Annotated in this window: 26 protein-coding genes and 1 pseudogene; 8 read left to right on the top strand and 19 right to left on the bottom strand. The window is 60.2% G+C overall.

Going from position 1 to position 23,348, the window contains the following annotated elements; genetic code table 11:
* Positions 1 to 78 precede the first annotated feature (78 nt).
* A pseudogene (locus ACN0WV_RS07595) lies at positions 79 to 303 on the top strand (alkane 1-monooxygenase); the annotation flags it as partial.
* A 190-nt stretch (positions 304 to 493) separates the two neighbouring features.
* On the opposite strand, the gene ACN0WV_RS07590 reads toward ACN0WV_RS07595, so the two are convergent.
* Together ACN0WV_RS07590 and ACN0WV_RS07585 are read right to left on the bottom strand one after the other, a co-directional pair.
* Positions 494 to 781: an HU family DNA-binding protein gene (locus tag ACN0WV_RS07590; protein ID WP_084351508.1), complete on the bottom strand. Its 288-nt coding sequence runs from the start codon at positions 779 to 781 to the stop codon at positions 494 to 496.
* Between the two features lie 132 nt (positions 782 to 913).
* The gene (locus ACN0WV_RS07585) at positions 914 to 2,398 is read right to left on the bottom strand and encodes an AMP nucleosidase (RefSeq protein ID WP_417604771.1); all 1,485 of its coding nucleotides are present in this window, start codon (positions 2,396 to 2,398) and stop codon (positions 914 to 916) included.
* A 144-nt stretch (positions 2,399 to 2,542) separates the two neighbouring features.
* Here ACN0WV_RS07585 and ACN0WV_RS07580 point away from each other — a divergent pair, with 144 nt between their 5' ends.
* Complete coding sequence (locus ACN0WV_RS07580) at positions 2,543 to 3,298, top strand: class II aldolase and adducin N-terminal domain-containing protein (RefSeq protein WP_417604770.1); 756 nt, start codon at positions 2,543 to 2,545, stop codon at positions 3,296 to 3,298.
* On the opposite strand, the gene ACN0WV_RS07575 is transcribed toward ACN0WV_RS07580, so the two are convergent.
* The gene (locus ACN0WV_RS07575) at positions 3,295 to 3,777 is read right to left on the bottom strand and encodes a lytic transglycosylase domain-containing protein (RefSeq protein WP_084351502.1); all 483 of its coding nucleotides are present in this window, start codon (positions 3,775 to 3,777) and stop codon (positions 3,295 to 3,297) included. The genes ACN0WV_RS07580 and ACN0WV_RS07575 overlap by 4 nt on opposite strands.
* A gap of 7 nt (positions 3,778 to 3,784) precedes the next feature.
* The gene (locus ACN0WV_RS07570; protein ID WP_417604768.1) at positions 3,785 to 3,958 is read right to left on the bottom strand and encodes a hypothetical protein; all 174 of its coding nucleotides are present in this window, start codon (positions 3,956 to 3,958) and stop codon (positions 3,785 to 3,787) included.
* Positions 3,959 to 3,979: 21 nt separating this feature from the next.
* Between ACN0WV_RS07570 and ACN0WV_RS07565 the strand changes: the two genes are divergently transcribed.
* Complete coding sequence (locus ACN0WV_RS07565; RefSeq protein WP_417604766.1) at positions 3,980 to 4,846, top strand: SDR family oxidoreductase; 867 nt, start codon at positions 3,980 to 3,982, stop codon at positions 4,844 to 4,846.
* Positions 4,847 to 4,874: 28 nt separating this feature from the next.
* Positions 4,875 to 5,483 carry an exopolysaccharide biosynthesis protein gene (locus ACN0WV_RS07560; RefSeq protein WP_417604765.1) on the top strand — a complete coding sequence of 203 codons (609 nt, stop codon included), beginning with the start codon at positions 4,875 to 4,877 and terminating at the stop codon, positions 5,481 to 5,483.
* A 3-nt stretch (positions 5,484 to 5,486) separates the two neighbouring features.
* Here ACN0WV_RS07560 and dxs read toward each other — a convergent pair whose 3' ends face one another.
* The 6 genes from dxs to ACN0WV_RS07530 are packed head-to-tail and all read right to left on the bottom strand — an operon-like array spanning position 5,487 to position 10,773.
* Positions 5,487 to 7,415, bottom strand: a complete 1,929-nt coding sequence (gene dxs, locus ACN0WV_RS07555) for a 1-deoxy-D-xylulose-5-phosphate synthase (RefSeq protein WP_417604763.1) — start codon at positions 7,413 to 7,415, stop codon at positions 5,487 to 5,489.
* Between the two features lie 23 nt (positions 7,416 to 7,438).
* Positions 7,439 to 8,356 carry a polyprenyl synthetase family protein gene (locus ACN0WV_RS07550; protein WP_084351492.1) on the bottom strand — a complete coding sequence of 306 codons (918 nt, stop codon included), beginning with the start codon at positions 8,354 to 8,356 and terminating at the stop codon, positions 7,439 to 7,441.
* Positions 8,357 to 8,599 carry an exodeoxyribonuclease VII small subunit gene (locus ACN0WV_RS07545; protein WP_084351489.1) on the bottom strand — a complete coding sequence of 81 codons (243 nt, stop codon included), beginning with the start codon at positions 8,597 to 8,599 and terminating at the stop codon, positions 8,357 to 8,359.
* Complete coding sequence (locus ACN0WV_RS07540) at positions 8,596 to 9,522, bottom strand: histone deacetylase family protein (RefSeq protein ID WP_417604761.1); 927 nt, start codon at positions 9,520 to 9,522, stop codon at positions 8,596 to 8,598. The genes ACN0WV_RS07545 and ACN0WV_RS07540 overlap by 4 nt, the downstream gene beginning before the upstream one ends.
* A 40-nt stretch (positions 9,523 to 9,562) precedes the next feature.
* Positions 9,563 to 10,264 (bottom strand): response regulator, encoded by a 702-nt coding sequence (locus ACN0WV_RS07535; RefSeq protein ID WP_417604759.1) that lies wholly within the window; start codon positions 10,262 to 10,264, stop codon positions 9,563 to 9,565.
* Positions 10,261 to 10,773 (bottom strand): MarR family winged helix-turn-helix transcriptional regulator, encoded by a 513-nt coding sequence (locus ACN0WV_RS07530; RefSeq protein WP_084351482.1) that lies wholly within the window; start codon positions 10,771 to 10,773, stop codon positions 10,261 to 10,263. Before ACN0WV_RS07530 ends, ACN0WV_RS07535 begins: the two co-directional genes overlap by 4 nt.
* A 164-nt stretch (positions 10,774 to 10,937) precedes the next feature.
* Here ACN0WV_RS07530 and ACN0WV_RS07525 point away from each other — a divergent pair, with 164 nt between their 5' ends.
* Positions 10,938 to 11,807 carry a branched-chain amino acid aminotransferase gene (locus tag ACN0WV_RS07525; protein WP_084351479.1) on the top strand — a complete coding sequence of 290 codons (870 nt, stop codon included), beginning with the start codon at positions 10,938 to 10,940 and terminating at the stop codon, positions 11,805 to 11,807.
* Between the two features lie 109 nt (positions 11,808 to 11,916).
* Here the strand turns inward: ACN0WV_RS07525 and ACN0WV_RS07520 are convergent, their stop codons facing one another.
* From ACN0WV_RS07520 to ACN0WV_RS07505, 4 genes are all read right to left on the bottom strand, one after another.
* Entirely contained in the window at positions 11,917 to 13,095 is a 1,179-nt protein-coding gene (locus ACN0WV_RS07520) for an ABC transporter permease (protein WP_084351476.1), read from the bottom strand.
* 5 nt (positions 13,096 to 13,100) lie between these two features.
* Positions 13,101 to 14,780, bottom strand: a complete 1,680-nt coding sequence (locus ACN0WV_RS07515) for an ABC transporter permease (RefSeq protein WP_417604757.1) — start codon at positions 14,778 to 14,780, stop codon at positions 13,101 to 13,103.
* Between the two features lie 87 nt (positions 14,781 to 14,867).
* Positions 14,868 to 15,983 (bottom strand): extracellular solute-binding protein, encoded by a 1,116-nt coding sequence (locus tag ACN0WV_RS07510; RefSeq protein ID WP_084351474.1) that lies wholly within the window; start codon positions 15,981 to 15,983, stop codon positions 14,868 to 14,870.
* A gap of 108 nt (positions 15,984 to 16,091) precedes the next feature.
* Complete coding sequence (locus ACN0WV_RS07505) at positions 16,092 to 17,195, bottom strand: ABC transporter ATP-binding protein (protein WP_084351471.1); 1,104 nt, start codon at positions 17,193 to 17,195, stop codon at positions 16,092 to 16,094.
* A 397-nt stretch (positions 17,196 to 17,592) separates the two neighbouring features.
* Between ACN0WV_RS07505 and ACN0WV_RS07500 the strand changes: the two genes are divergently transcribed.
* From ACN0WV_RS07500 to ACN0WV_RS07490, 3 genes are read left to right on the top strand one after another with little or no spacing between them, the layout of a single operon-like run.
* Entirely contained in the window at positions 17,593 to 18,789 is a 1,197-nt protein-coding gene (locus ACN0WV_RS07500) for a M24 family metallopeptidase (RefSeq protein WP_084352181.1), read from the top strand.
* Positions 18,786 to 19,946, top strand: a complete 1,161-nt coding sequence (argE, locus tag ACN0WV_RS07495) for an acetylornithine deacetylase (protein WP_417604754.1) — start codon at positions 18,786 to 18,788, stop codon at positions 19,944 to 19,946. Before ACN0WV_RS07500 ends, argE begins: the two co-directional genes overlap by 4 nt.
* The gene (locus ACN0WV_RS07490) at positions 19,943 to 20,587 is read left to right on the top strand and encodes a GntR family transcriptional regulator (protein WP_417604752.1); all 645 of its coding nucleotides are present in this window, start codon (positions 19,943 to 19,945) and stop codon (positions 20,585 to 20,587) included. Before argE ends, ACN0WV_RS07490 begins: the two co-directional genes overlap by 4 nt.
* Before the next feature lie 84 nt (positions 20,588 to 20,671).
* On the opposite strand, the gene ACN0WV_RS07485 is transcribed toward ACN0WV_RS07490, so the two are convergent.
* The 5 genes from ACN0WV_RS07485 to ACN0WV_RS07465 all read right to left on the bottom strand — a co-directional run bounded on the left by ACN0WV_RS07485 (position 20,672) and on the right by ACN0WV_RS07465 (position 23,284).
* Positions 20,672 to 21,232, bottom strand: a complete 561-nt coding sequence (locus tag ACN0WV_RS07485) for a F0F1 ATP synthase subunit B (RefSeq protein ID WP_084351463.1) — start codon at positions 21,230 to 21,232, stop codon at positions 20,672 to 20,674.
* A gap of 5 nt (positions 21,233 to 21,237) precedes the next feature.
* On the bottom strand, positions 21,238 to 21,807 hold the full coding sequence (locus tag ACN0WV_RS07480; protein ID WP_084351460.1) for a F0F1 ATP synthase subunit B': 570 nt from the start codon (positions 21,805 to 21,807) through the stop codon (positions 21,238 to 21,240).
* 87 nt (positions 21,808 to 21,894) lie between these two features.
* Entirely contained in the window at positions 21,895 to 22,119 is a 225-nt protein-coding gene (locus ACN0WV_RS07475; RefSeq protein WP_084351458.1) for a F0F1 ATP synthase subunit C, read from the bottom strand.
* A gap of 78 nt (positions 22,120 to 22,197) precedes the next feature.
* On the bottom strand, positions 22,198 to 22,953 hold the full coding sequence (locus tag ACN0WV_RS07470; RefSeq protein ID WP_084351455.1) for a F0F1 ATP synthase subunit A: 756 nt from the start codon (positions 22,951 to 22,953) through the stop codon (positions 22,198 to 22,200).
* The gene (locus tag ACN0WV_RS07465) at positions 22,943 to 23,284 is read right to left on the bottom strand and encodes an AtpZ/AtpI family protein (RefSeq protein ID WP_084351453.1); all 342 of its coding nucleotides are present in this window, start codon (positions 23,282 to 23,284) and stop codon (positions 22,943 to 22,945) included. The genes ACN0WV_RS07470 and ACN0WV_RS07465 overlap by 11 nt, the downstream gene beginning before the upstream one ends.
* Between the last annotated feature and the right edge of the window lie 64 nt (positions 23,285 to 23,348).

Below are 23,348 nucleotides of genomic sequence, written 5' to 3'. Positions count from 1 at the left end.
TTGCTCAACCTGCGCCAAATGGCGTAAACACCAACCGGGCTCCGGTCGCGGCTGGATGAAAGTTCAGTGGCAGGTCACCATCACTACAAGCCCGACCGACGCTTTCCACTTTTGCAGAACCATTCTAAGGTCGATGCGCCGCAACTGCCCTTTGGCTATCCGATCATGACCATGGCGGCGATGATACCACCGCTCTGGCGGCGGATCATGAATCCGCGCGTCCGGGAATGGCGCGTGCGCTACTACCCAGACATCCGCGATTGGGAGCCCTACAACAAGGCGCGCAATCCGATGCCACGGTGATTGTCCCAGTGTGATAGTCGCAAGGCTGACCGCCAAACGTGAAGGCCGAGTCGGAATGGCGGCGGCAAAAGCGGTCGGCTTCGGACCACCCCGCGCGCCGTGCCTCTTGTGACATGATGACATCGCGCCACGAAAAAGGGGGCTGCAAATGCGCCCCCTTGGTCTTGCTTGCGAAAACAGGTCCGGCAGATCAGCCGTTGACGCTGTCCTTCAGAGCCTTCGCGATGGTCATCTTGACCACCTTGTCGGCCTCTTTCTTGAATTGTTCGCCTGTCGCAGGGTTGCGCACCATACGCTCGGGGCGTTCGCGGCAATAGATCTTGCCAACGCCCGGCAGGGTCACGGCACCGCCGCCTGCGACTTCGCGGGTGATCAATGCACACACCGCATCCAGAGCTGCGCCCGCAGCTTTCTTGTCAGTATCCATTTCATCGGCCAAGGCGGCGACGAGTTGGGTCTTTGTCATGGGTTTCGCCATTTCATGGTCTCCTTTATCCGCCCGACGTCTTGGGCCTCGTGGCGCATATCTAACTTCATCTTGCGGGGCAACACAACGAATAGTGGCACAAAACTGGCAAAAATAGTGCGGTTTTAGCCGATTTACGCTAGGTTAGAGGAAGGCTGTTTCGTCAAATGCCCGCAATTTCCGACTATGGATGCGTTCCAGCGGCATTTCGCGCAACGTTTCCATCGCCCGGATTCCGATCATCAGGTGCCGTGCAACCTGCGTCTTGTAGAAATCCGAGGCCATTCCGGGAAGCTTCAACTCGCCGTGCAGCGGTTTGTCGCTGACGCATAGCAAGGTTCCGTAGGGCACCCGGAAGCGAAAGCCGTTGGCCGCGATCGTGGCGCTTTCCATATCCAGCGCGATGGCCCGCGACTGGCTGAGCCGCTGCACCGGACCGGTATGATCCCGCAATTCCCAATTGCGATTGTCGACGCTGGCCACCGTGCCCGTCCGCATCACGCGCTTCAGGTCATAGCCATCCATCTCGGTTTCCTTGGCCACGGCGCTTTCCAGCGCGATCTGTATCTCGGCCAGCGCCGGGATCGGCACCCAGACCGGCAGATCATCGTCCAGCACACGGTCTTCGCGCAGATAGGCATGGGCCAGAACAAAGTCACCCAGCGACTGCGAATTGCGCAGCCCGGCACAGTGACCGACCATGATCCAGGCATGCGGGCGCAGCACGGCGATGTGGTCTGTCGCAGTCTTGGCATTGGACGGGCCAACCCCGATATTGACCAAGGTAATCCCCTGCCCATGCGCCCGCTTCAGGTGATATGTCGGCATCTGCGGCATTTTCAGAACCGCGGGCAGCGGCTCGTCAGGCTTTGTGATGACGGTGTTGTCGGTGCTGACAAACGCTGTGTATCCGCTGGCGGGGTCGGCAAGCTGCGCGCGGGCATAGGCCTCGAACTCGCTGACATAGAACTGGTAATTGGTGAACAGAACATGGTTCTGGAAATGCTCCGGGTCCGTCGCGGTGTAATGCGCCAGCCGCGCAAGGCTGTAATCCACCCGCTGCGCCGTGAAATTCGCCAATGGCTCTGTTCCGTCGGGCTTGGGTAGGAAGGTGCCGTTGACGATGTCGTCATTGGTCGTGCTCAGGTCTGGTACGTCGAACACATCCCGCAAGGTGAAATCCGCCGCCCCATCCTGAGGCACCGTGATGCCTTGATCGCCGGCGACCGCGAAATGCACTGGCATGGGCGTGTCGGACACGCCGATCTGAACCTGCACCTTGTGGTTCTGGGTCAACAATTCGATCTGCTGCTCCAGATAGTGACGAAACAGATCCGGGCGGGTGATGGTTGCGGCATGCGTCCCGGGCGAGGCGACATGGCCAAAGCTAAGTCGGCTGTCGACCTTGGCAAAGGTGGTGGTGGTGATGCGGATCTCGGGATAAAAGGCCCGATACCGACAGCCGGGGTGGCCGGTCTCCATCGCTTCGCGAAAACGCGTACACAGAAAATCCGCCGCACCGGTATACAGTTCGACCAGCCGATCCACCGCCGCCTGCGCGTTGTTGAACAGCTCTGCCTTAGGCAGATCCGGCGTCACCAAATCGATTCCGTTGCCCCGATCCTGCATCACTTCTGCGCCCCCTGGCCGTTGTCGCCGCAACCTGACACCAACCGGCAAGGGGATCAAGCGGCAGCATCACGGCAAGCTCTGGCCAATTCAGTCGCGCTGACGCAGACTATGGCCGCAAACACATCCCCCAAGGAGTCCGCCATGCACGCGTCCGAACTGCGCCCCAACCTTGACCATTGGCAAGAACGTGTCGATCTTGCCGCCGCTTTTCGCTGGACCGCCCGGCTGAACATGCACGAGGCCGTGTCCAACCATTTCAGCCTGGCCGTGTCCGACGATGGCAAGCGGTTCCTGATGAACCCGAACCAGGTGCATTTCTCGCGTATCAAGGCCAGCGATCTGATCATGGTGGATGCCGATGACCCCGACACGCTGAGCGGGCCGAATGCGCCCGACCCCACCGCCTGGGGGCTGCATGGCGGGTTGCATCGGCATTGCCCGCATGCGCGCTGCGCCATGCATGTGCATTCCATCCATGCCACCGTGCTTGCCTGCCTGAAAGATCCGCGCCTGCCGCCGATCGACCAGAACTGCGCCACTTTTTTCAACCGCCACGCAATCGACCGTGATTATGGCGGGCTGGCGTTTGAGGATGAGGGCGCGCGCTGTGCCGAATTGCTATGCGATCCAAAACAGAAGGTATTGGTCATGGGCAACCATGGCGTGATGGTGATCGGCGACACGGTAGCCGATACGTTCAACCGGCTGTTCTACTTCGAACGCGCGGCAGAAACCTATATTCGTGCCTTGCAAACCGGCCAGCCGCTGAGTGTGCTCTCCGACGAGATCGCCGAAAAAACGGCACGCGAGATCGAAGAATATCCAGAACAGGATCTGCGCCACCTGGCAGAACTGAAGGCAATTCTGGACGATGAAGGGTCAAACTACGCGCATTAGCGCAGCCCGGTTTCTTCCAGCATGCCTTGGCGCTTTGCCTCGTAGTAATATCCGCGCGAGTACCATTTTACAGCCGTGTCATAGCTGCCATCCGACAGCATCCACGCGCCGCGCAGGTATTTCACCGCGTATTTCAGATTGGTCTCGGCATCCAGCAGGTCCTTGTTCTGACCCCGGAACCCCATGCCGCGCGCCGTGGCGGGCAGGATCTGCATCAGCCCGTAATAGGGACCGTTGCGCGCGCCGGGACGGTGTGTGCTTTCGCGGATGACCACCCGGTGCACCAATGGGCGCGGTACGTCGTATTGGTCCGCATATTCGTTGATAAGTTGCCGCAGTTCCGGTGTTTCGTTGGGATAGAGCGGCGGTGCCTTGGACGCGGCGGCAAAAGACATCTGGTCGGAGGGGCCGGTAAGATCGGCGCAGGCAGGCAAGGCGAGGCATATCATTAGAAGCAAAAGGCTGTGGATGCGGGACATGGTCAGCTCATGGCTTGTTGATCCCGCTCCGGTTAGCGTGAAATTCCGGCCCGGCAAAGCGCGCCGTTCCCGCAGCGGCAGATTTGCGCCGAAAGCGTCCCGGCATAAGCGCCTTTTGGCCAAGCTGGCGAATGGCAAAACGACGCATCGAAGCGCGGGGCGGCCCTTGCCATTTTGCCATCAGCGGCCCACCTTGCGCGGCATGACACGCACACTTCTTTCCATCGGTCACGGCTATAGTGCGCAGGCGCTGGCGAAGGTTCTGCTTGCGCAGGGGGGATGGCGCATCATCGGCACCACCCGCAGCGCCGAAAAAGCCGCGCGGCTGAAGGCCGACGGGATCTGTGCGCTGGTCTGGCCGGGCGAGGATCTGACAGGGGCGTTGCCTCAGGCCACGCATGTCCTGTCCTCGGTGTCTCCGGACGCAGATGGCGACCCTGTCCTGCGCGCGCTGGCCCCGGAACTCGCGACCGACGCGGCGCGGCTCGACTGGGTCGGGTATCTGTCCACAACAGGTGTTTACGGTGATCATGCAGGGGGCTGGGTGGACGAGGACACACCGCTCGCCCCGTCAACCCGGCGCGGCCGCTGGCGTAAACAGGCCGAGGCGGGCTGGAAGGGCATCCCCGACCTGCCCTTGCACATATTCAGGCTTGCCGGCATCTACGGCCCCGGACGTGGCCCGTTCTCCAAGGTGCGCGCGGGCACGGCCCGGCGGATCATCAAGCCCGGACAGGTGTTCAGCCGCATTCATGTCGAGGACATCGCACAGGCGCTTGCCGCCTCTATCACACAGCCGCGTCCGGGTGGCATCTACAACCTGTGCGACGACGACCCGGCCCCGCCGCAGGACGTGATCGCCCATGCGGCAGGCCTGTTGGGCATGGAGGTGCCGAAACCCATTCCTTTTGAGGACGCGGAACTAAGCCCCATGGCGCGGAGTTTCTATGCTGAATCAAAGCGGGTCCGAAACGACCGCATCAAGACCGAACTGGGCGTTCGCCTGCGATACCCGGATTATCGCAGTGGCTTGGCGGCACTTTTGAAAGCAGAGGTGCAAGGCCGTTGACCGCGTCTTTCACCTGCGGAGACATTGCATGACGGAAACGCCCTCTCGCCAGACGCTCACAGCGCTTCTGAACGCGTTGAAACCCGATGGCGACGATGACAACGTGTCGGTCCGTGAACTGATCCACAAGATCGGGGAACGCGCCTTTGCCCCGCTCATGCTGGTGCCCGCACTGATCCTTGTATCGCCGATCTCGGGCATCCCGACCCTGCCCACCTTGGGTGGTCTGCTTATCATGCTGATCGCCGTGCAAGATCTTTTCGGCCGCGATCATCTTTGGCTTCCGGATTTTCTGATGCGGCGACGCCTGGCCGCCGACCGGCTGCAAAGCGCGCTAAACTGGTTGGAAAAGCCCGCCCGCTGGGTTGATCGACACACCGGCGACAGGCTGCGGATGCTGACAAGATCGCCGTTTCGTCAGGTCGCATTGGTGATCATCGTCCTGATCACCGCCGCCTGGCCACCGCTTGAATTGCTTCCGATGGTGACCAGCATCGGCGCCTTCACGGTGTCGCTGCTGTGCATCGGCATGGTCACACGAGACGGCATCTATGTGGCGGCTGGCTATGTTTTCACCGCCGCTGTCGTCGCCGTTGCCGTCACTCTCGTCAATGCAGGCGTGGCCGCCACGCAGTAACGCTCAGGCGCTGTCCGACCGGATCGCCCCGACGCCCAGAACCGACAGCACCTTGGCTTCGATGTCTGCCGCACTCAGCTTGGCCGTGGCATACATATCCGCAGGCGAAGACTGGTCGATGAACACATCCGGCAGCACCATGGAGCGATATTTCAAGCCGCTGTCAAACACGCCTTCTTCGGCCAAAAGCTGTGCGACATGGCTGCCGAAACCGCCCACCGCACCCTCTTCAATGGTGATCAGGGCGTCGTGCTCTGCGGCCAGACGCAGGATCAGTGCGCGGTCCAGCGGCTTGGCAAAGCGGGCATCTGCCACGGTGGGCGTGATCCCGCGCGCGCCAAGCGCCTCGCAGGCCGACATGACTTCGGACAGACGCGTGCCGAAAGACAGGATCGCCACGCCCTTGCCTTCGCGGATCATCCGGCCCTTGCCAATCTCCAGCACTTCGCCGCGTTCCGGCATCTCGACGCCGGTGCCCTCGCCCCGCGGATAGCGGAACGCAATCGGCCCGTCATCATGCGCAGCGGCGGTGGCGACCATGTGTTTCAATTCCGCCTCGTCAGCAGCGGCCATGACAGTAAAGCCGGGCAGATTGGCAAGATAGGCCACGTCGTAGCTGCCCGCATGGGTGGCACCATCGGCCCCGACCAACCCGGCGCGGTCGATGGCGAAACGCACCGGAAGGCGCTGGATCGCCACGTCATGCACGACCTGATCATAGCCCCGTTGCAGGAAAGTCGAATACATCGCGCAGAACGGCCGCATGCCCCCCGCCGCGAGCCCCGCTGCAAAGGTCACGCCATGCTGCTCGGCGATGCCTACGTCGAAACAGCGGCTGGGATAGCGTTCTGCAAAGAGGTCCAGCCCGGTGCCGTCGGGCATCGCCGCTGTCACGGCACAGATGCGCGGATCCTCGGCGGCCTCTTGCAACAGCGCGCGGGCAAACACCTTTGTATAGCTGGGCGCGTTGGAGGGGGATTTCTTCTGCTGGCCTGTGACAACATCGAACTTCGCGCGCGCATGGCCACGATCATCGGCATCCTCGGCCGGGGCATAGCCCTTGCCCTTCTTGGTCAGCACATGGATCAGGATGGGACCGGTCGCGCGCTGACGGACGGTGCGCAGCACCGGCAGAAGCTGGCCCAGATCATGCCCGTCCAGCGGCCCGATATAGCTGAAGCCCAACTCCTCGAACAGCGTACCGCCCATGGTCATGCCTTTCAGCATATCCTTGGCGCGCCTGGCACCTTCGCGGAACGGTTCCGGCAACAGGCTGACCGCGCCCTTTGCGGCCTGTTTGAAATCCTGAAACGGCGCCTCGGTATAAAGCCTGTTGAGATAGGTGGACATGGCACCGACGGGCGGCGCAATGCTCATCTCGTTGTCGTTCAGGATCACGATCAGGCGCTTTTTCAGATGACCTGCATTGTTCATCGCCTCATAGGCCATGCCCGCGCTCATCGCACCATCACCGATCACGGCAATCGCATCGCCATGCCCGGTCTCGCAGGCACCGCCCAGATCGCGGGCCACGGCGAATCCCAGCGCGGCACTGATAGACGTCGAACTATGCGCAGCACCAAACGGATCATAGGGGCTTTCGCTGCGTTTCGTGAACCCCGACAGCCCGTCCTTCTGGCGCAGCGTGGGCATGCGGTCGCGCCGCCCGGTCAGGATCTTGTGGGGGTAACATTGGTGACTGACATCCCAGATGATCTTGTCGCGCGGCGCATCGAATACGGCATGCAGCGCCACGGTCAGTTCGACCACGCCTAGCCCCGCGCCCAGATGTCCGCCGGTCTGCGACACAGCCGAGATCGTTTCGGCCCGAAGCTCTGCCGCAAGCCGCGCGAGATCCGCATCCGACAAGTGATGCAGGTCGGCTGGCGCGTGAACACGGTCCAGAAGCGGCGTTTCGGGTTTCGGCGACATTGGGGAGCCTCCGGAGGCTTGTGTCAATTCTTGCGCGAGATAACGAAACGAGCGGCTTCCCGCAAGCATTCCGCCGCTGCTCCATAGACAGATAGCGCATCACTCGCTTCGGTCACGAGGGATTGCGCGCGGCGTTTCGCCCCGTCCAGACCCAGATGGCTGACAAAAGTGGCCTTGCCGCGCCCGGCATCCTTGCCCACCGCCTTGCCGACTGTTGCCGCATCGCCGATCACATCCAGAATGTCATCGGCAATCTGGAACGCAAGGCCAAGGCATTCGCCGTAGATACGCAGCTTGTCAGACGCAGCACCCGCCATCACCGGCCCGGCAGTGGCCGACCATGTGATCAACGCGCCGGTTTTGCCTGCCTGCAACTGCGTGGTTTGCTCAAGGTTCAGCGGCGTCTTCGCGGTTTCGGCAGCAATATCCATTGCCTGCCCGCCGACCATGCCATGCGCACCTGCCGCGACGGCCAGCCCGTGGATCAGTGCCACGCAAGGCTTTGCCGGACAGGGGGATTGCGCGGCCAGTTGAAACGCCAGCGCCTGCAACGCATCGCCGGCCAGAACGGCCACGGTCTCGTTCCATTTGCGGTGCACGGTGGGCTTGCCGCGCCGCAGATCATCGTCGTCCATGCAGGGCAGATCGTCATGCACAAGGCTATAGGCATGCAGCGCCTCGATCGCGGCGGCAGCCGGTGCCGCATCCTGCCGGTCGATGCCATGCAGCCGCGCGCCTTCGATCACCAGAAAGGCGCGCAGCGCCTTGCCGCCCTCTACCGCGTAAAGCATCGCCTGCGCCACGTCGCTGTCGAGCCCGGAAAGGGATGTGGCGATCTGTGATTGCGCAAGTTCCGCCGCGCGCGCCAAAGCGGGCTTGAATGGAAGTAAGCCAGTGTCCGGCACGCGGTCCTGTTGCATCGGTGCGCGTATCCCGGACATCTACAGCCCTTCGACCGGCGTCGTCCCCGTCGGCTGGCCATCGGCGTTCAACGTGATGGCCGCGACCTTTTCCTCGGCTTCCTTCAGCTTTGTCTCACAGCGTTTTTTAAGCGCGGCACCACGTTCGTAAAGCTTGATGGAATCCTCCAGCGCGACATCGCCACGTTCCAGCTTGCCCACGACCTGCTCCAACTCGGCCATTGCCTGTTCAAAGCTCATTTCGTCCACAGGGGTTTCGCTCATTTGCCTGCCTCCAGCAATTCCTCGACATGCGCACGGGTGCTTTGCGCAAGCGCCTCAAGATCATAGCCGCCCTCCAGTGTCGAGACCACCCGGCCATCGCAAAGCTCTGCCGCTATTGCGCAAAGCTGACGGGTCAACCAGCGGAAATCATCCGTATCCCAGTTAAGCCCCGCCAACGGATCGTCACGATGGGCGTCGAACCCCGCAGAGATCACGATCAGCTCTGGCTTGAAGGCACGCAGCCGGGGGAAGACCTGCGACTCGTACGCGGCGCGCATCACCGCGCCATCGGTGTCTGGCGCCAACGGGACATTCAGAACATTGTCGAATGCGCCGGTTTCGTCCGGCCTGCCCGAGCCCGGCCACAGCGGCATTTGCTGGCTGGTGACCAGCAGCGCGCGCTTTTCATCCCAGAGCAGATCCTGCGTACCATTGCCATGATGCACGTCGAAATCCACCACCGCGACGCGCGACAGTCCATGATGGTCTAGCGCGTGTTTCGCGGCCAGCGCAGCATTGCAGAACAGGCAGAACCCCATGGCGGTTTCTTTTTCCGCGTGATGGCCGGGGGGGCGGATCGCGCAGAACGCATTTGCTACCTCGCCCGACAGCACCAAGTCGACCGCGCGCACGGCAGCCCCCGCGCCCCGCGTGGCGGCCTCCAGCGAACCGGGCGACAGGAACGTGTCGCCGTCAAGCTGTGCAAGACCTTTGGCCGGGGACGCGTCGCGCAGATCCTCCAGATAAGCCTTGGGGTGGATGCGCAACAAATCATCCTCTGCCGCCATCGGCGCGGTCACGCGCTGCAACTCCAACCCTTCAAGCGCGTGCAGGACATGCTGCAACCTCGCCACCCGCTCGGGGTGTCCTTCGGGTGTGACATGTTCCAGAAAGGCCGCATGGGTAATCAGGGCAGTGGCCAAGGCATCCTCCGCTTTTCATGCATTTTCTGAACCGTGACGATCAGTCAGGGGCCAGCATATAGCCCGCACCGCGCACCGTCTGAAGATAACGCGGCTGTTTCGGGTCAGCCTCGATCTTGCGGCGTAGGCGGGTGATCTGCACATCCACAGCGCGTTCCTGGCTTTGGTCGCGATCGCGCCCCAGATCCTCGACCAGTTGCGCACGGCTGACGGCCTCGCCCGGACTGGCCGAGAAAATCCGCATCAACTGGGCTTCGGTCGCAGTCAAGCGCACCAGGTCTTGGCCACGCCACATCTCGCCACGTTCGATGTCATAGCGGACAGGGCCGAGAGTCAGCAGTTTTGGGGCCGTGGCATCGGCTTCGGTTTCCGGCATCCGCCGCAGGATCGCATTGATCCGCAGCAACAATTCCTTGGGCTCAAACGGCTTGGACAGATAATCATCGGCCCCGGCCTCCAGGCCAGCGATCCGGTCATCCGTATCCGCCTTGGCGGTCAGCAGCAGGATCGGCGTCTGCGACGTCTTGCGCAGATCGCGTGTCAGGCTGACGCCATCCTCACCCGGCATCATCACATCCAGCACGATCAAGTCGAATTCCAGCCCCGACAGGACGCGCCGGGCATGCGCGGCGTCGCGCGCGGCCGTCACAAGAAAGCCGTGCCGGACCAAGAATCTTTGCAACAATCCGCGAATGCGTTCGTCGTCATCGACGATCAGCAGATGCGCGTCCGGATCACTCATAGGCGTCCCTCCCTGAGCGCACGGTAGTTGTGGCGCATGTCACTGTCCATCATAGCCTCAAGAACCTGACGGAAACCTGCCACCGCCGCTGGTCCGGCATCGCGATATGCAGCACGCATCCGGGCGCGTTGGGCATCGGATAATTTCTGCTCCAACTCCTTGCCCTGCTCGGTCAAGTGCAGGTGGCGTTCGCGCTTGTCCATGCGCCCGATGCGGCTTTCAACAAGTCCGTCGGCGATAAGCGTGCGCAACACGCGGTTGAGAGATTGTTTGGTCACGCCAAGAATATTCAGCAGATTGTTGACCGTGGTGCCCGGTGCGCAATGGATGAAATGCAATGCGCGATGATGCGCCCGCCCGTAGGACATTCCCTGCAAAATGCGATCAGGATCGGCCGTGAAACCCCGGTAGGCGAAGAACATCGCCTCAATGCCCTGACGGAGCTGCTCATCCGTCAGATAAAGCAACGCCTCCCCCCCTTGTCCGCCTAGATTTCGTATTTCCGACATGGCTGTTCTCCGGCATTCAGGGCACATTTCCTGCCGGCAATTTTAAGTCAGCCTTATTGACATTCCAAGCCCCAACTGGTAGCGAATCTCAGTTTTCGCGTAATTTTACGTCCACACCGGTCGCAATCTGCGCAATATTTGAAAAGGTAAGGCGGGAGAAAGCCATGGCCGCAGCATATGATGATCGTGACGGCAAGATCTGGATGGATGGGAAACTGGTCGATTGGCGCAGCGCCAACGTGCACATTCTGACGCACGGTCTGCATTACGCGTCCTCGGTGTTTGAAGGCGAACGTTGCTACAACGGCAAGATCTTCGAATCGGTCAAGCATTCGGAAAGGCTGCACACGTCCGGCGGCCTTCTGGACATGCCTATCCCCTATTCGGTCGAAGAAATCGAACAGGCCAAATATGATGTGCTGAAGGCAAATGGCTGGGATGATGCATATGTGCGGGTCGTCGCATGGCGCGGCGCTGGCGAAGATATGGGCGTCGCGTCCTCGCGAAACCCTGTACGCATGGCCGTCGCCGCGTGGGAATGGGGCGCCTATTACGGCGATGCGAAGATGAAGGGTGCCAAGCTCGACATTTCCAAGTGGAAACGCCCGTCGCCCGAGACCATTCCCAGCCATGCCAAGGCCGCCGGTCTTTACATGATCTGCACAATGTCCAAGCACGCGGCCGAAGCCAAAGGCTGCTCGGACGCGATGATGTTCGATTATCGCGGCTATGTGGCCGAAGCGACCGGGGCGAATATTTTCTTCGTCAAGGACGGTGAGGTCCACACGCCCTTGCCTGATTGCTTCCTGAACGGCATCACCCGGCAAACCGTGGTCGGCATGCTCAAGGACCGTCAGATCCCCGTGCATGAACGCCACATCATGCCGGAAGAGCTGGAAAGCTTCGAGCAATGCTGGCTGACCGGCACCGCCGCCGAAGTAACGCCCGTCGGACAGATCGGCGATTACAATTTCGAGGTTGGCACAATGGCGCGCGACATCTCAGAAAGCTACGAAAAGCTGGTGCGAAGCTGACACCTGCACCGGGCGTCGACCCGATGCCTCTGCCACACAATGTGAGAGTGGAAAACAAAACAAGGCGAGTGCCAGATGCGCCCGCCTTGTTTTCTGAAATTATCCGCTCTTAGCCGGGGCTCATCCCGCGCAGACGTTCGGAACGCCGCCGCAGCATTTCGACAACCGTCAACAAGCAGATAGAGATCGCCACAAGGATGGTCGCCACCGCAAGAATGGTCGGCGAGATCTGTTCTCGCAACCCGATGAACATCTGCCACGGCAAGGTTTTCTGACTGGCAGAGCCGACAAACAGCACCACGACCACCTCGTCGAATGATGTGATGAAGGCGAACAACCCACCCGAGATCACACCCGGCAGGATCAGCGGCATCTGCACCCGAAAGAAGGTCGTGACCGGATCGGCCCCCATATTTGCCGCCGCCCGCGTTAGGGAATTGTCAAAGCCGACCAGTGTCGCTGTCACCGTGATGATGACGAAGGGAATGCCAAGCGCAGCATGCGCCAAGACGACGCCCAGATAGGTGCCCTGCAACCCGATCCGCGAATAGAAAAAATACATCCCCGCCGCCGAGATGATCAGCGGCACGATCATTGGCGAAATCAGGATTGCCATGATCGCGCGCCGGAACGGCACATGCGGTTGGCTGAGGCCGATCGCCGCCAATGTGCCGAAACCCACGGACAGGATCGTCGCCATTGGCGCAATCGTCACCGAATTCCACAACGCCTGCTGCCAGGCGTCAGAGGTAAAGAAATCGCGGTAGTGACGCAGCGAATACCCTTCGGGGTCAAAGCGCAGCATTTCGGGCGTGAAGGTAAAGAAGCTTTCGGCGTTGAAGCTGAGCGGCATGACGACCACGATGGGTGTGATCAGGAAGAAGAAGATCGCACCGCAAATGACGCGGAAAGCGAAATGCCACAACACCTGTCCGGGGGTCAGATAGGGTGCAATCTTGGCGCGATACCGGCCTTCATACAGCCAGTAGGCAAACCAGCCGGTAAACCAGCCGAAAAGCCCGCCAAGCACGGCGCTTGGAATACCTGCAAGGAAAATGCCCAGCACGGAAAAGGCGACGATCAGCCCCCAACGCACCGGTTTTTCCGGCAGATCCATCTTCATGATGACAGCCGCGATGGCGGCAAGAAGGACGCCGCCGATCAGGAACCCCAGCAGGGTCGATCCGTTCGCCGTGCCGACGAAGATGCCGAAGAACGCTCCGGCCGCAGCCATGACAGGCACCACGAAGGACATGGGTTTGCGTGAAATCGGTGTAAGTGCTGCCATTGTTTTTACCCCAGTTTCACGTTGTCGATGCCGACAATCTTGTCATAGGCCCAATAGAGGATCATCACGACCGCCAGCAGAATGGTTCCCAGCGCTGCCGCCAGACCCCAGTTGAGCGAGGACGAGATGTGATAGGCGATCCGGTTCGAGATAAACGTACCCGTCGTGCCGCCGACGATCTCGGGCGTGATGTAGTAACCGATGGACAGGATGAACACGAGGATCGATCCCGCGCCAATACCCGGCACCGATTGCGGAAAATACACCCGCCAGAAAGCCGTCCAGTTTGTTGCCCCCAGTGATTTTGCCGCGCGCAGATAGGTTGGCGGAATGGTCTGCATCACCGAATACAGTGGCAGGATCATGAAGGGCAGCAGGATATGCGTCATCGCCACGATCGTGCCGAACTGGTTGTTGATCATCACCAGTCGATCTCCGTCGCCGACCAGCCCCAACCACACAAGGACATCGTTTATCACACCCTGCTGTTGCAGCATCACCTTCCACGCCGACGTTCGCACCAGAAGCGAGGTCCAGAATGGCAGCAACACGAGGATCATCAGCAGGTTGGCGGTGCGCGCAGGCAGGTTCGCCAGGATCCAGGCGACCGGATAGCCCAGCATGATGCAGCTGATCGTGATGACCATCGACATGAACATCGTGCGTTTGAACAGGATGCCATAGATCCGCTCATTCGCGTCGCGCAGTTCTGGCCCGTCCGGGGTCTTTTGCATATCAACGGAGTTGAGAAAATAACCGGAAGTATATTTGGGCGAGTAGGTCTTGATCGTCTGCCAGATTGGCGTGCTTGCCCAATCTTTGTCGATATCTGCGAACCCTTCGGAGAATGTCGTGGACTCGAACCCACCCGCCGCATTTGCGGCTTCCATAAGCAATTCCGCCTCTGGACCAGAGTAGGAGGCAACATTCGCTCCGCCGGTCAAGTCTTGCCAAAAGGCCGTGTAGACCAGTGACCAAGGATCCTCGGTCGCTGGATTGTCGCCGTCATCTACCCGGACGAAGTTTGCAAAACTGCTATAGGCAGCTGCGGTTTTCGGCAGCAGTTCTTCGATACCTTCGCGCAGTTCCAATTTCGGTGCCAGATCGCCGGAACTTTTCTCCCATGCGTAGGCCTTGTCCTGCCAATCGCCAGACCCCATCAGCAGCGCCCAGGTTTCACCGTCCTCCCAGGCCTCGTTCAGATCCTCGAATTGATCCTGGTAAACTTCGCCAAGATCGTCCAGTCCGCGGCCGGATTTTCGAAACAATGACGATGCGCCGGTGAGTTCATAGTTCAGACGCGACCCCAATCGCGTGTGCAACTTGCGTTCGGCGGCGATGAAAATGTCATAATAGGCGGCTTCATAGACTGCCTCGGAGGGCAGTTCGCCGGTCGTGCTGTCCCAATCGTCCAGCGCCACGACGGTGCGCGGAAGTGTTTCACTGACGATCTGGTTCTCGACGGATCTGAACAGCATATCTGCGATCGGCGCGATAAAGGTCAAAAGGACAAATATCAGCAGCGGCGCTATCAACATCAGCGCCCGAAGTTTTTGTCTGCGCAAGGCGCGCCCAAGGCTGCGCTTCAGCGGTGTACCATCGGCGGCAAGTACGGGGCCGGTGTTTTCATTGTCGGTCAAATTGAGCCCGTCATCCGGCGTCGGTGCTTCGCTCGCGTTGCTCATATCGTCCCCGTTGTTTTTGTTATCAAAGGTCAAAACGAATGGCGTGAAAGAGGCCGACACGCGGCCTCTTTCCGTATTACAGGCGGCTTATTGCGCCAGCCATGCCTGGAACTTCGCGTCGATATCGTCGCGGTAGTCAGCCCACCATGAATAGTTCTGAAGGAACGTGTTCTCGGAGTTGGCCGGATCCGTCGGCATGTGCGGTGCCATGTCGATGCCCAGTTCGGCATGCTGACCCACCAGCGGTGCCGAAGACGCGCGCGCCGGACCGTAAGAAATGTACTTGGCCTGATCTGCCAGGCGCTGGGTGTCCGTCGCGAACTTCAAGAAGTCCTTCACACGGGCCAGGCGTTCCTCGGGCAGCCCAGCGGGAATGATCCAACCGTCAAGATCGTAGACCTGCGCGTCCCACATCATGGCAACCGGCTGGTCCTGCTCTTCGATCACGCTGAACAGACGGCCGTTATAGGTCGAGCCCATGAAAATCTCGCCATCTGCCAGAAGCTGCGGCGTGTCGGCACCAGCCGACCACCAGATCACCTGATCCTTGATCGTGTCCAGCTTGGCCAGCGCCTGGTCCTGACCTTCGTCGGTTTCCAGCACATCATAGATGTCGTCCTTGGCCACACCGTCGCACAGCAGCGCCCATTCCATCGTGTTGATCGGACGCTTTTCCAGCGACCGCTTGCCGGGATAGGTTTCCAGATCGAACACGTCGCAAATGTCATTCGGCGGCTCGACGCCCTCGGGCACCATATCGGTGCGATATCCGAACGTGGTCGAATAGACGATCTGCGGGATGAAGCAATCGCTGACCAGCAGGTCGCCGAAATCGTCCTCGGCGCTGGTGCCATCGGGTGCGGCGGCCAGCAACTCCTCGGGATCGTATTCCATCGCCAGACCTTCGTCGCACAGGCGAATTGCGTCGCCCGCTGTCACATCGACGAGATCCCAGGTCACGTTGCCGGCTTCATTCATCGCGCGCAGCTTGGCGACAGCCTCGTTGGAGCTTTCGTCCCAAACGATCGAAACGTCAGGGTGCATTTCCATATAAGGCTCTGAATAGGCCTTTTGCTGCGAATTCTGGTAGGCTCCGCCCCAGGACACGAGTGTCATTTCACTTGCCATGTGGCTTTCAGCAAATGCCGCACCAGCGGCAACAGTGAGTGCCGAAGTTGCCAGTAGGGTTTTCGTCAGTTTCATTAAAATCTCCCAGTTTGCCCAATTCGTAAAGGGGGTCTCGTGCTCGGGCAACAGCCGGCCCCGGACCAGCCGGACACGCCAATGCGGTGTCTCCGGCGATTGTCAGCCCTAGTTCGCGTCGAGCGCACGGCAGTCTTCTGCCTGCCAGCCAATCTCGACGACCTCACCCGGTTTCAGGCGAACCTGATCGGGCGCGTTCCGTGTCTTGATGATGAAATCATCCTTGCCCGCAACCTTCAGGCGGGTTCGGAAGATGTCACCCATATAGATGAATTCCTGCACCTCGGCCTTCAACGTGTGCGAGCCTTCTTCCAGACGGTCGAGATTGAATTCGACACGTTCGGGACGGATCGAGACGCGGGTACGTTCGCCGGGCTTGGAAACGTTGATCGGCTTGGCGTCGATCAAATCGCCATTGTCCAGTTCAACCAGCGCAACACCGTTGGTGATTTCCCGAACCTTGCCCTCAAGCGTGTTGTTTTCACCGATAAACTGCGCGACGAAGCTGTTTTCAGGCGCTTCATACAACGTGTCCGGCGGCGCGAGTTGCTGGATCTTGCCATCGTTGAACACCGCAACGCGGTCCGACATGGTCAACGCTTCGGTCTGGTCATGCGTCACATAGACCACGGTGATGCCCAGATTGTCCGCGATGCGCTTGATCTCGAACTGCATATGTTCGCGCAACTGCTTGTCCAGCGCGCCAAGCGGTTCGTCCATCAGGACCAGCTCTGCCTCAAAGACAAGCGCACGCGCCAGAGCAATCCGCTGCTGCTGACCGCCCGAAAGCTGCGCCGGACGGCGGCCCCCGAAATCGCCCATCTGCACCATTTCCAGCGCGCGTTTGACCTTTTTCTCGCGGTCGGATTTGCCGATCTTCCGAACTTCCAGCGGGAAGGACAGGTTCTCGGCCACCGTCATATGCGGGAACAGCGCGTAGTTCTGAAAGACCATGCCGATGCCGCGTTTGTGCGGCGGAATGTTGTTGATGGCCACACCGTCCAGACGAATGTCGCCGTGGGTTGCGGTTTCAAACCCGGCCAGCATCATCAGACAGGTCGTCTTGCCGGACCCGGACGGCCCGAGCATTGTAAGAAATTCGCCTTTGGGCAAAGCCAGGTTCAGGTCCTTGACGACGAGCGTCTCGCCATCATAGCTCTTCTGCACGCGTTCAAATTCTACGAACGCCTCGCGGCTCGCTGTATCAACCAAACTTGGCTCCCCATATTTTTTCGCGGTTCGTTCCGCATTATCTTCCCTCAACTAAACCCGCTAAGGCCTTTCGTTGCAACCGCTTTGGCTGGACATAGGCTAAGCGTATGTCAGTGTTACGCAATTCAGGCCGATTCTGCGTATTTTGTACGCAATTCATGGTGTGTTCCTGCTATTGGCAGGCGATCTTTGGTCGTGTTTGTCCGCAGGACCGTCCGAGAATCACAATTCTTCAGTTGATGCGCACAACTTAAGGGCGCACACCCTGAATTTGCTTGTGGATTTGCACAAATTTTAACACGAATCCGCCAAATTCGAGGCCTCATGTCGTTTTTGGATGATCGGGGTTGTGTACATGTACGGCAAACTTGTGAAACCTCAGGCTATGGACACCGCAATGGCATTTCACCGTTTTCACAAAGAACTTCCCTTCACCGCCGCGGAATACGGTCGGCGTCTGGCCCAGACGCGCGCCGCAATGGATCGTGCGGGATTGGACGCGCTGCTGATCACGGATCCTTCGAATATGGCTTGGTTGACCGGGTATGACGGTTGGTCATTCTATGTGCATCAAGGCGTTGTTATTCAGCACGACTTTGATCCGGTCTGGTGGGGCCGACGGCAGGACAGCAACGGCGCGGTTCGGACTGTCTGGATGGCCGACGAACGCGTCTGGGGCTATGCCGACAGTTTCGTGCAATCCACAGAATGCCACCCGATGGACGATCTTGCCGAACGTCTGGTCTATATCGGACTGGAGCGGGCCAGACTTGGCGTGGAAATGGAGAATTATTATTACTCAGCCAAGGCCCATTCTGCGCTGAGTGCCGCAATGCCAAAGGCGACACTGGTGGACGCAACGGCGATGGTGAACTGGGAACGCGGCATTAAGTCCGACGAAGAGATCCTGTTCATGCGCCGCGCCGCCGCGATTTCCGAAAAGATCATCGACGGGCTGGTGGAACGGGTCGAACCCGGCATCCCCAAGAACGAGATCGTGGCGGGCGTTTACCGTGACGCGCTGCACGGTATCGACGGGCATTGGGGCGACTATCCGGCGATTGTACCGCTGCTGCCTTCGGGATCGGATGCCGCCGCACCGCATCTGACATGGGACGGACGCCCGTTTGCGAATGGCGAGGCGACCTTTTTTGAAATTTCCGGCTGCTATCGCCGCTACCACGCGCCGTTCTGCCGGACGATCTTTCTGGGTCAACCCGATGATACCATCCTGCGGGCCGAGGCCGCACTGGTCGAAGGCTTGGAGGCCGGGCTGGACGTCGCGCGCCCCGGTGCCCGCGCCAGCGACATCGCCGCAGCGCTGGCTGCACCCCTGGACCGCGCGGGGATCGCGCGCAGCGCCCGATGCGGCTATCCGATCGGCCTCAGCTACCCGCCCGACTGGGGCGAGCGCACAATTTCGTTGCGGGCCGAAGACGAAACCGTGCTGCAAGCAGGCATGACATTCCACTTCATGCCCGGCCTGTGGATGGAGGACTGGGGGCTGGAGATTACCGAGTCGATCTTGATCCGCGATAACGGCCCGGCCGAGACCTTCTGCAACCGACCACGCAAACTATATGTCAAACCATGAATAACCTCGCCCACACCCAACTTATCCTGCGCGACCTGATCGGCTTTCCGACCGTCTCTTGCGACAGCAACCTTGATATGATGGCCTATATGGCCAATCGGTTGGAGGCATTTGGTGCGCGGGTCGATCTGTTTCACGACGAGACGGGCAACAAATGCAACCTGTTTGCCACGCTCGGCCCCGATATCAGCGGCGGTGTCGTGCTGTCAGGTCATTCCGATGTGGTCCCCGTCACCGATCAGGACTGGTCAGGCGATCCGTGGGACATGCGGGAAGAGGATGGTCGCCTCTTTGGGCGCGGCACCTGCGACATGAAGGGCTTCATCGCCGCCACACTGGCACTGGCACCGTCCTTTGCGGCGCGCAATCTGCGCCGCCCGATCCATTTCGCCTTTACCCATGACGAAGAGGTTGGGTGCCTTGGTGCGCAATCGCTGGTCGAGGTTCTTCGCGGCCGCGACACCTTGCCATCCGTTGCGATCGTAGGCGAACCAACGATGATGGGCGTGATCGAGGGCCACAAGGGCTGCTGCGAATATACGACCCGATTTACCGGCCTTGAGGGCCACGGTTCCGCCCCCGACCGAGGCGTGAACGCAGTTCTATATGCCGTGCGCTATGTCAACCGATTGATGCAACTGGCTGACGAGTTGCGGACCCGTGCGCCTGCGTCCAGCCGCTATGATCCGCCTTGGACCACGGTGAATGTCGGGCGTCTGTCGGGCGGTGTCGCGCATAATGTCATCCCCGGCAAAGCCGAGTTGGAATGGGAGATGCGGCCGGTGCGAGACGCGGATTCCGCCTTTGTCAAACAGGCGCTGCATGATCTGGTGGCCAAGGAGTTGCTGCCGGAAATGCAGCAGATCTGGCCGGATGCCGACATCTCGACTGAAACGGTGGGCGAGGTCGTGGGGCTGGAACCCGTCGATGACAATGCCGCGCGGCACCTGATCGCGGAATTGACCGGGATCAACAGCGCCGATGTCGTGCCTTTCGGCACCGAAGCAGGGCTGTTTCAGGCGCTCGGCATGTCGGTGGTGCTGTGCGGGCCGGGGTCCATCGCACAGGCGCATAAACCCGATGAATATGTCGCCCTCGACCAGCTATCGCAATGCCTGACCATGCTGGAGCGCCTAGGCGAAAGCTGCGCCGCGTGACCGAAGCATCGGAACGGTTCGCACGCATGCACGCGGCCCTTCGCGACCGAATTTGCCTGCTGGACTACACGCCCGGCACCCGCCTGTCAGAGGCCGAACTGGCGACAGAGTTCAAAACGTCGCGGACCCCGGTAAGGCGGGTATTGGCGCGGCTGGAAGACGAAGGGTTGGTTCAGACCCGGCACGGGATCGGCACCATCGTGACCGATGCCGATATAAGAACAATGGCCCAAACCTACGAATTGCGGATGGAACTGGCGCAGTTGGCAGGACAGCTTTCGCCTCGCCCCGTGCGGCCCGCCGACCTGCAACGTCTTGATGCGCTTTGTCGTCAGACCGAGGCGCTGGTTATAACGCCGGACCCGCGCGCCTTTGCGGTCCTGAACATGCATCTGCATCAATTCCTGACAAGCCTGACAAGCAACGCCGCGCTGTGTCAGGTGTCAGACCGGCTGTATTACCAGACGGCGCGTATCTGGCTGCTCGCGATCCCGGATCTGGATCTGCTGTCAGAGGTCCAGATTTTCGCGGCCGAAATCTGGCAGATCCACACGGCATTGAGCACAGGCGACCTTCGGGCCGTGGGGCTTTTGCGGCGCGCCCATATCTCGATGAGCTTCAAGCGGCTTGGCGGTTTCTGATCCCTCAGATCCCATCCTGAAAACGCGAAAAGGCCCGACGCGATGCGGGCCTTGTCACAATCTTTGTCAGCGTGAAGCGTCCGTTCAGTGCAGCTTTTGCCCAACAACGCTGATGGAGTCGTCGATCAGCTTTTTGCTGTCCGCTTCGGACATCTGCTTGGCGATCACATCGCGCGCCGCAGCAACGGCAATGGTGATTGCCTTGTCGCGAACATCCTTCACGGCAGCCGCCTGGGCAGAGGTGATCTGCTCTTCGGCGGCGTGCAGACGGCGGGCGATGGATTTTTCCAGATCGACCTTCGCCTGCTCCGCTGCAAGCTCTGCTTCGGTTCGGGCATGGGCGACGATGCGGTCCGCCTGGTCCTGCACTTCGCGTTGCTTGCGCTCATATGAGGCCAGCAAGGTCTGCGCTTCTTCACGCAAGGCACGCGCTTCGTCCAGATCGTCGCGGATGCCCTCGGCGCGCTTGTCCAGCATACCGCCCAGCATCGACGGCACTTTGAAATAGACCAGCACGATGAGGAAAAGCAGGAAGGCCAGCAACACGACGAAATCCGTGTTGTGAAGCGAGAAAAACGGCCCCGTCGCGGCATGTGCCGGGGCAGCGGTCAGTCCCAGAAGGGCAGTCAGTGTCAGCTTGCGCATGTCTTTCACCCCTTGATCCGGTTGTTGACGGCGGCATCCACGGTGGAGGCATCAGCCTTGCCACCCAGTGCACGCACAATCTCGCCTGCGGTGTCCTTTGCGACAACCTCGACATTCTCCATCGCCGTGGCGCGGATTTCAGCGATTGCCTTTTCCGACTCGGCAGATTTGGCAGCGATTTCGGCGTCGGCCTTGGCGATTTGCACGTCCAGCTCTGCCTGAATCTCTTCCTTGGCTTCGGCAACGATTTTCTGCGCCTCGGCGCGGGCATCGGCCAAGGCCTTGTTATATGTTTCCTCAGCCTCAACGGCCTGACGCTTCAGGTCCTCCGCTGCGGTAAGGTCATTCGTGATTGCCCCCTGACGTTCCGCCAGAACCGCAGCAATGCGTGGCAACGCAATGCGCGAGAGGACAAAATAGATTACGACCAGCGTGACCATCAGCCAGAAGATCTGGTTGCTGAAGGTCGAGAAGTCGAGTTGCGGCATCCCCGGAGCGGCATCGGCGCCATGCGCCGCAACCCCGGTGGCGTCCGCAAGGCCCTCGCCTACGGCCTCATGCGTTTCGGTTGCCATGTCACCGTCCTCCGTCGGAAATTTCGCTACAACGGGCGGCCCACGCGTGGTGGCTCCGCCCGTCCGTAAGGATCATATCCGTGCGGTTTAGACTGCGAACATCAACAGCAGAGCAACGAGGAACGAGAAGATCCCCAGGGCTTCTGCAAACGCGATACCGATGAACAGCGTTGCTGTCTGACCAGCGGCTGCCGATGGGTTGCGCAGAGCGCCGGACAGGAAGTTGCCAGCCACGTTACCAACACCGATAGCGGCTGCGCCGGAACCGATTGCTGCCAGGCCTGCGCCGATATGTGCGAGATCGCCTTCCATGTGAATTCTCCTTACGATTGGAAGTTGAGTATTGTCAGAGTGTCGGGCGTGGGGCGGGCTGTCCCGCCACCACGGTCGTTAATGGGACGGGTGCAGCGCGTCCTTGAGATACACGCAGGTCAGGATCGTGAAGACGTAGGCCTGAATGAAGGCCACCAGCAGTTCCAGACCGTACATGGCGGTGATCGCAACCACCGAAAGCGGGCTGACAACTGCGATAGCAGCGAAGCCTGCGAAAACCTTGACCACCGCGTGGCCGGCCATCAGGTTGCCACCAAGACGAATGGAGTGGCTGACCGGGCGCACGAAGTAGGAAATCACCTCGATGATCGCCAGAACCGGACGCAGCGCCAGCGGGGCCGAGGCAACCCAGAAGAGGCCCAGGAATGTCGTGCCGTGCTTGACGAAGCCCACGATTGTCACGGTGAAGAACACCAGCAGTGCCAGCACGCCGGTCACAGCGAAATGCGAGGTCGTGGTGAAGGCCATTGGCACCAGACCAAGGAAGTTGGCGGTCACGATGAACATGAACAGGGTCATGATATAGGGGAAGAACTTGACGCCATCCTTGCCGGCGACGTCTTCGACCATCTTGTAGACAAAGCCGTAGGCAAGTTCTGCAATCGACTGACCGCGCGACGGGATCACACCGCGACGCGAGGTTGCCAGAACCATCAGACCGACGATTGCCAGGACGGCAATCGCCATCCAAAGCGTCACGTTGGTGATGGTGAACATGCCAACATTCCCATCGCCGAACAGCGGCTTGACGATGAACTGATCCATCGGGTGGAAAACCAGACCGCCCTCTTCGCCCTGCGCTTCAGTCGCCATCCTCTATCCTCTCGTCGTCGCGGGCCTGTTCGGCCTCAGTGTTTTTCTGGATCTCCTGCGCGGTGCGAAGCATCGTCTTCACGCCCGCAGCAAGGCCCAGCATTACAAACAGCACCATGAGGAACGGGGTGGTCCCAAAAAGGATGTCCAGCCCGTATCCGATGCCGAAACCGATCCCTAGACCGGCAACAAGTTCGATCACCATGCGCCAGGCAACGTTTGCCTGACTGTAGTGTTCTTCCTGATGAGGCTTTGGTGCCTTGGCGGATTTCGCCGCCTCGATCCGCTTTTCCAGCTCGGCGAGACGCCGTGTCTGATCGGGATCGGTCACACCTGTGCCCCTTCAATCGGTTGCGCTGTTGCTATGTCGAGGGGGTCATTGAGTCAAGCACCCT

It is taken from the genome of Primorskyibacter flagellatus, assembly GCF_048268605.1.
In the GTDB taxonomy this organism is placed as follows: Bacteria; Pseudomonadota; Alphaproteobacteria; order Rhodobacterales; family Rhodobacteraceae; genus Primorskyibacter; species Primorskyibacter flagellatus.
This window is presented reverse-complemented; position numbering and strand designations above follow the sequence as displayed.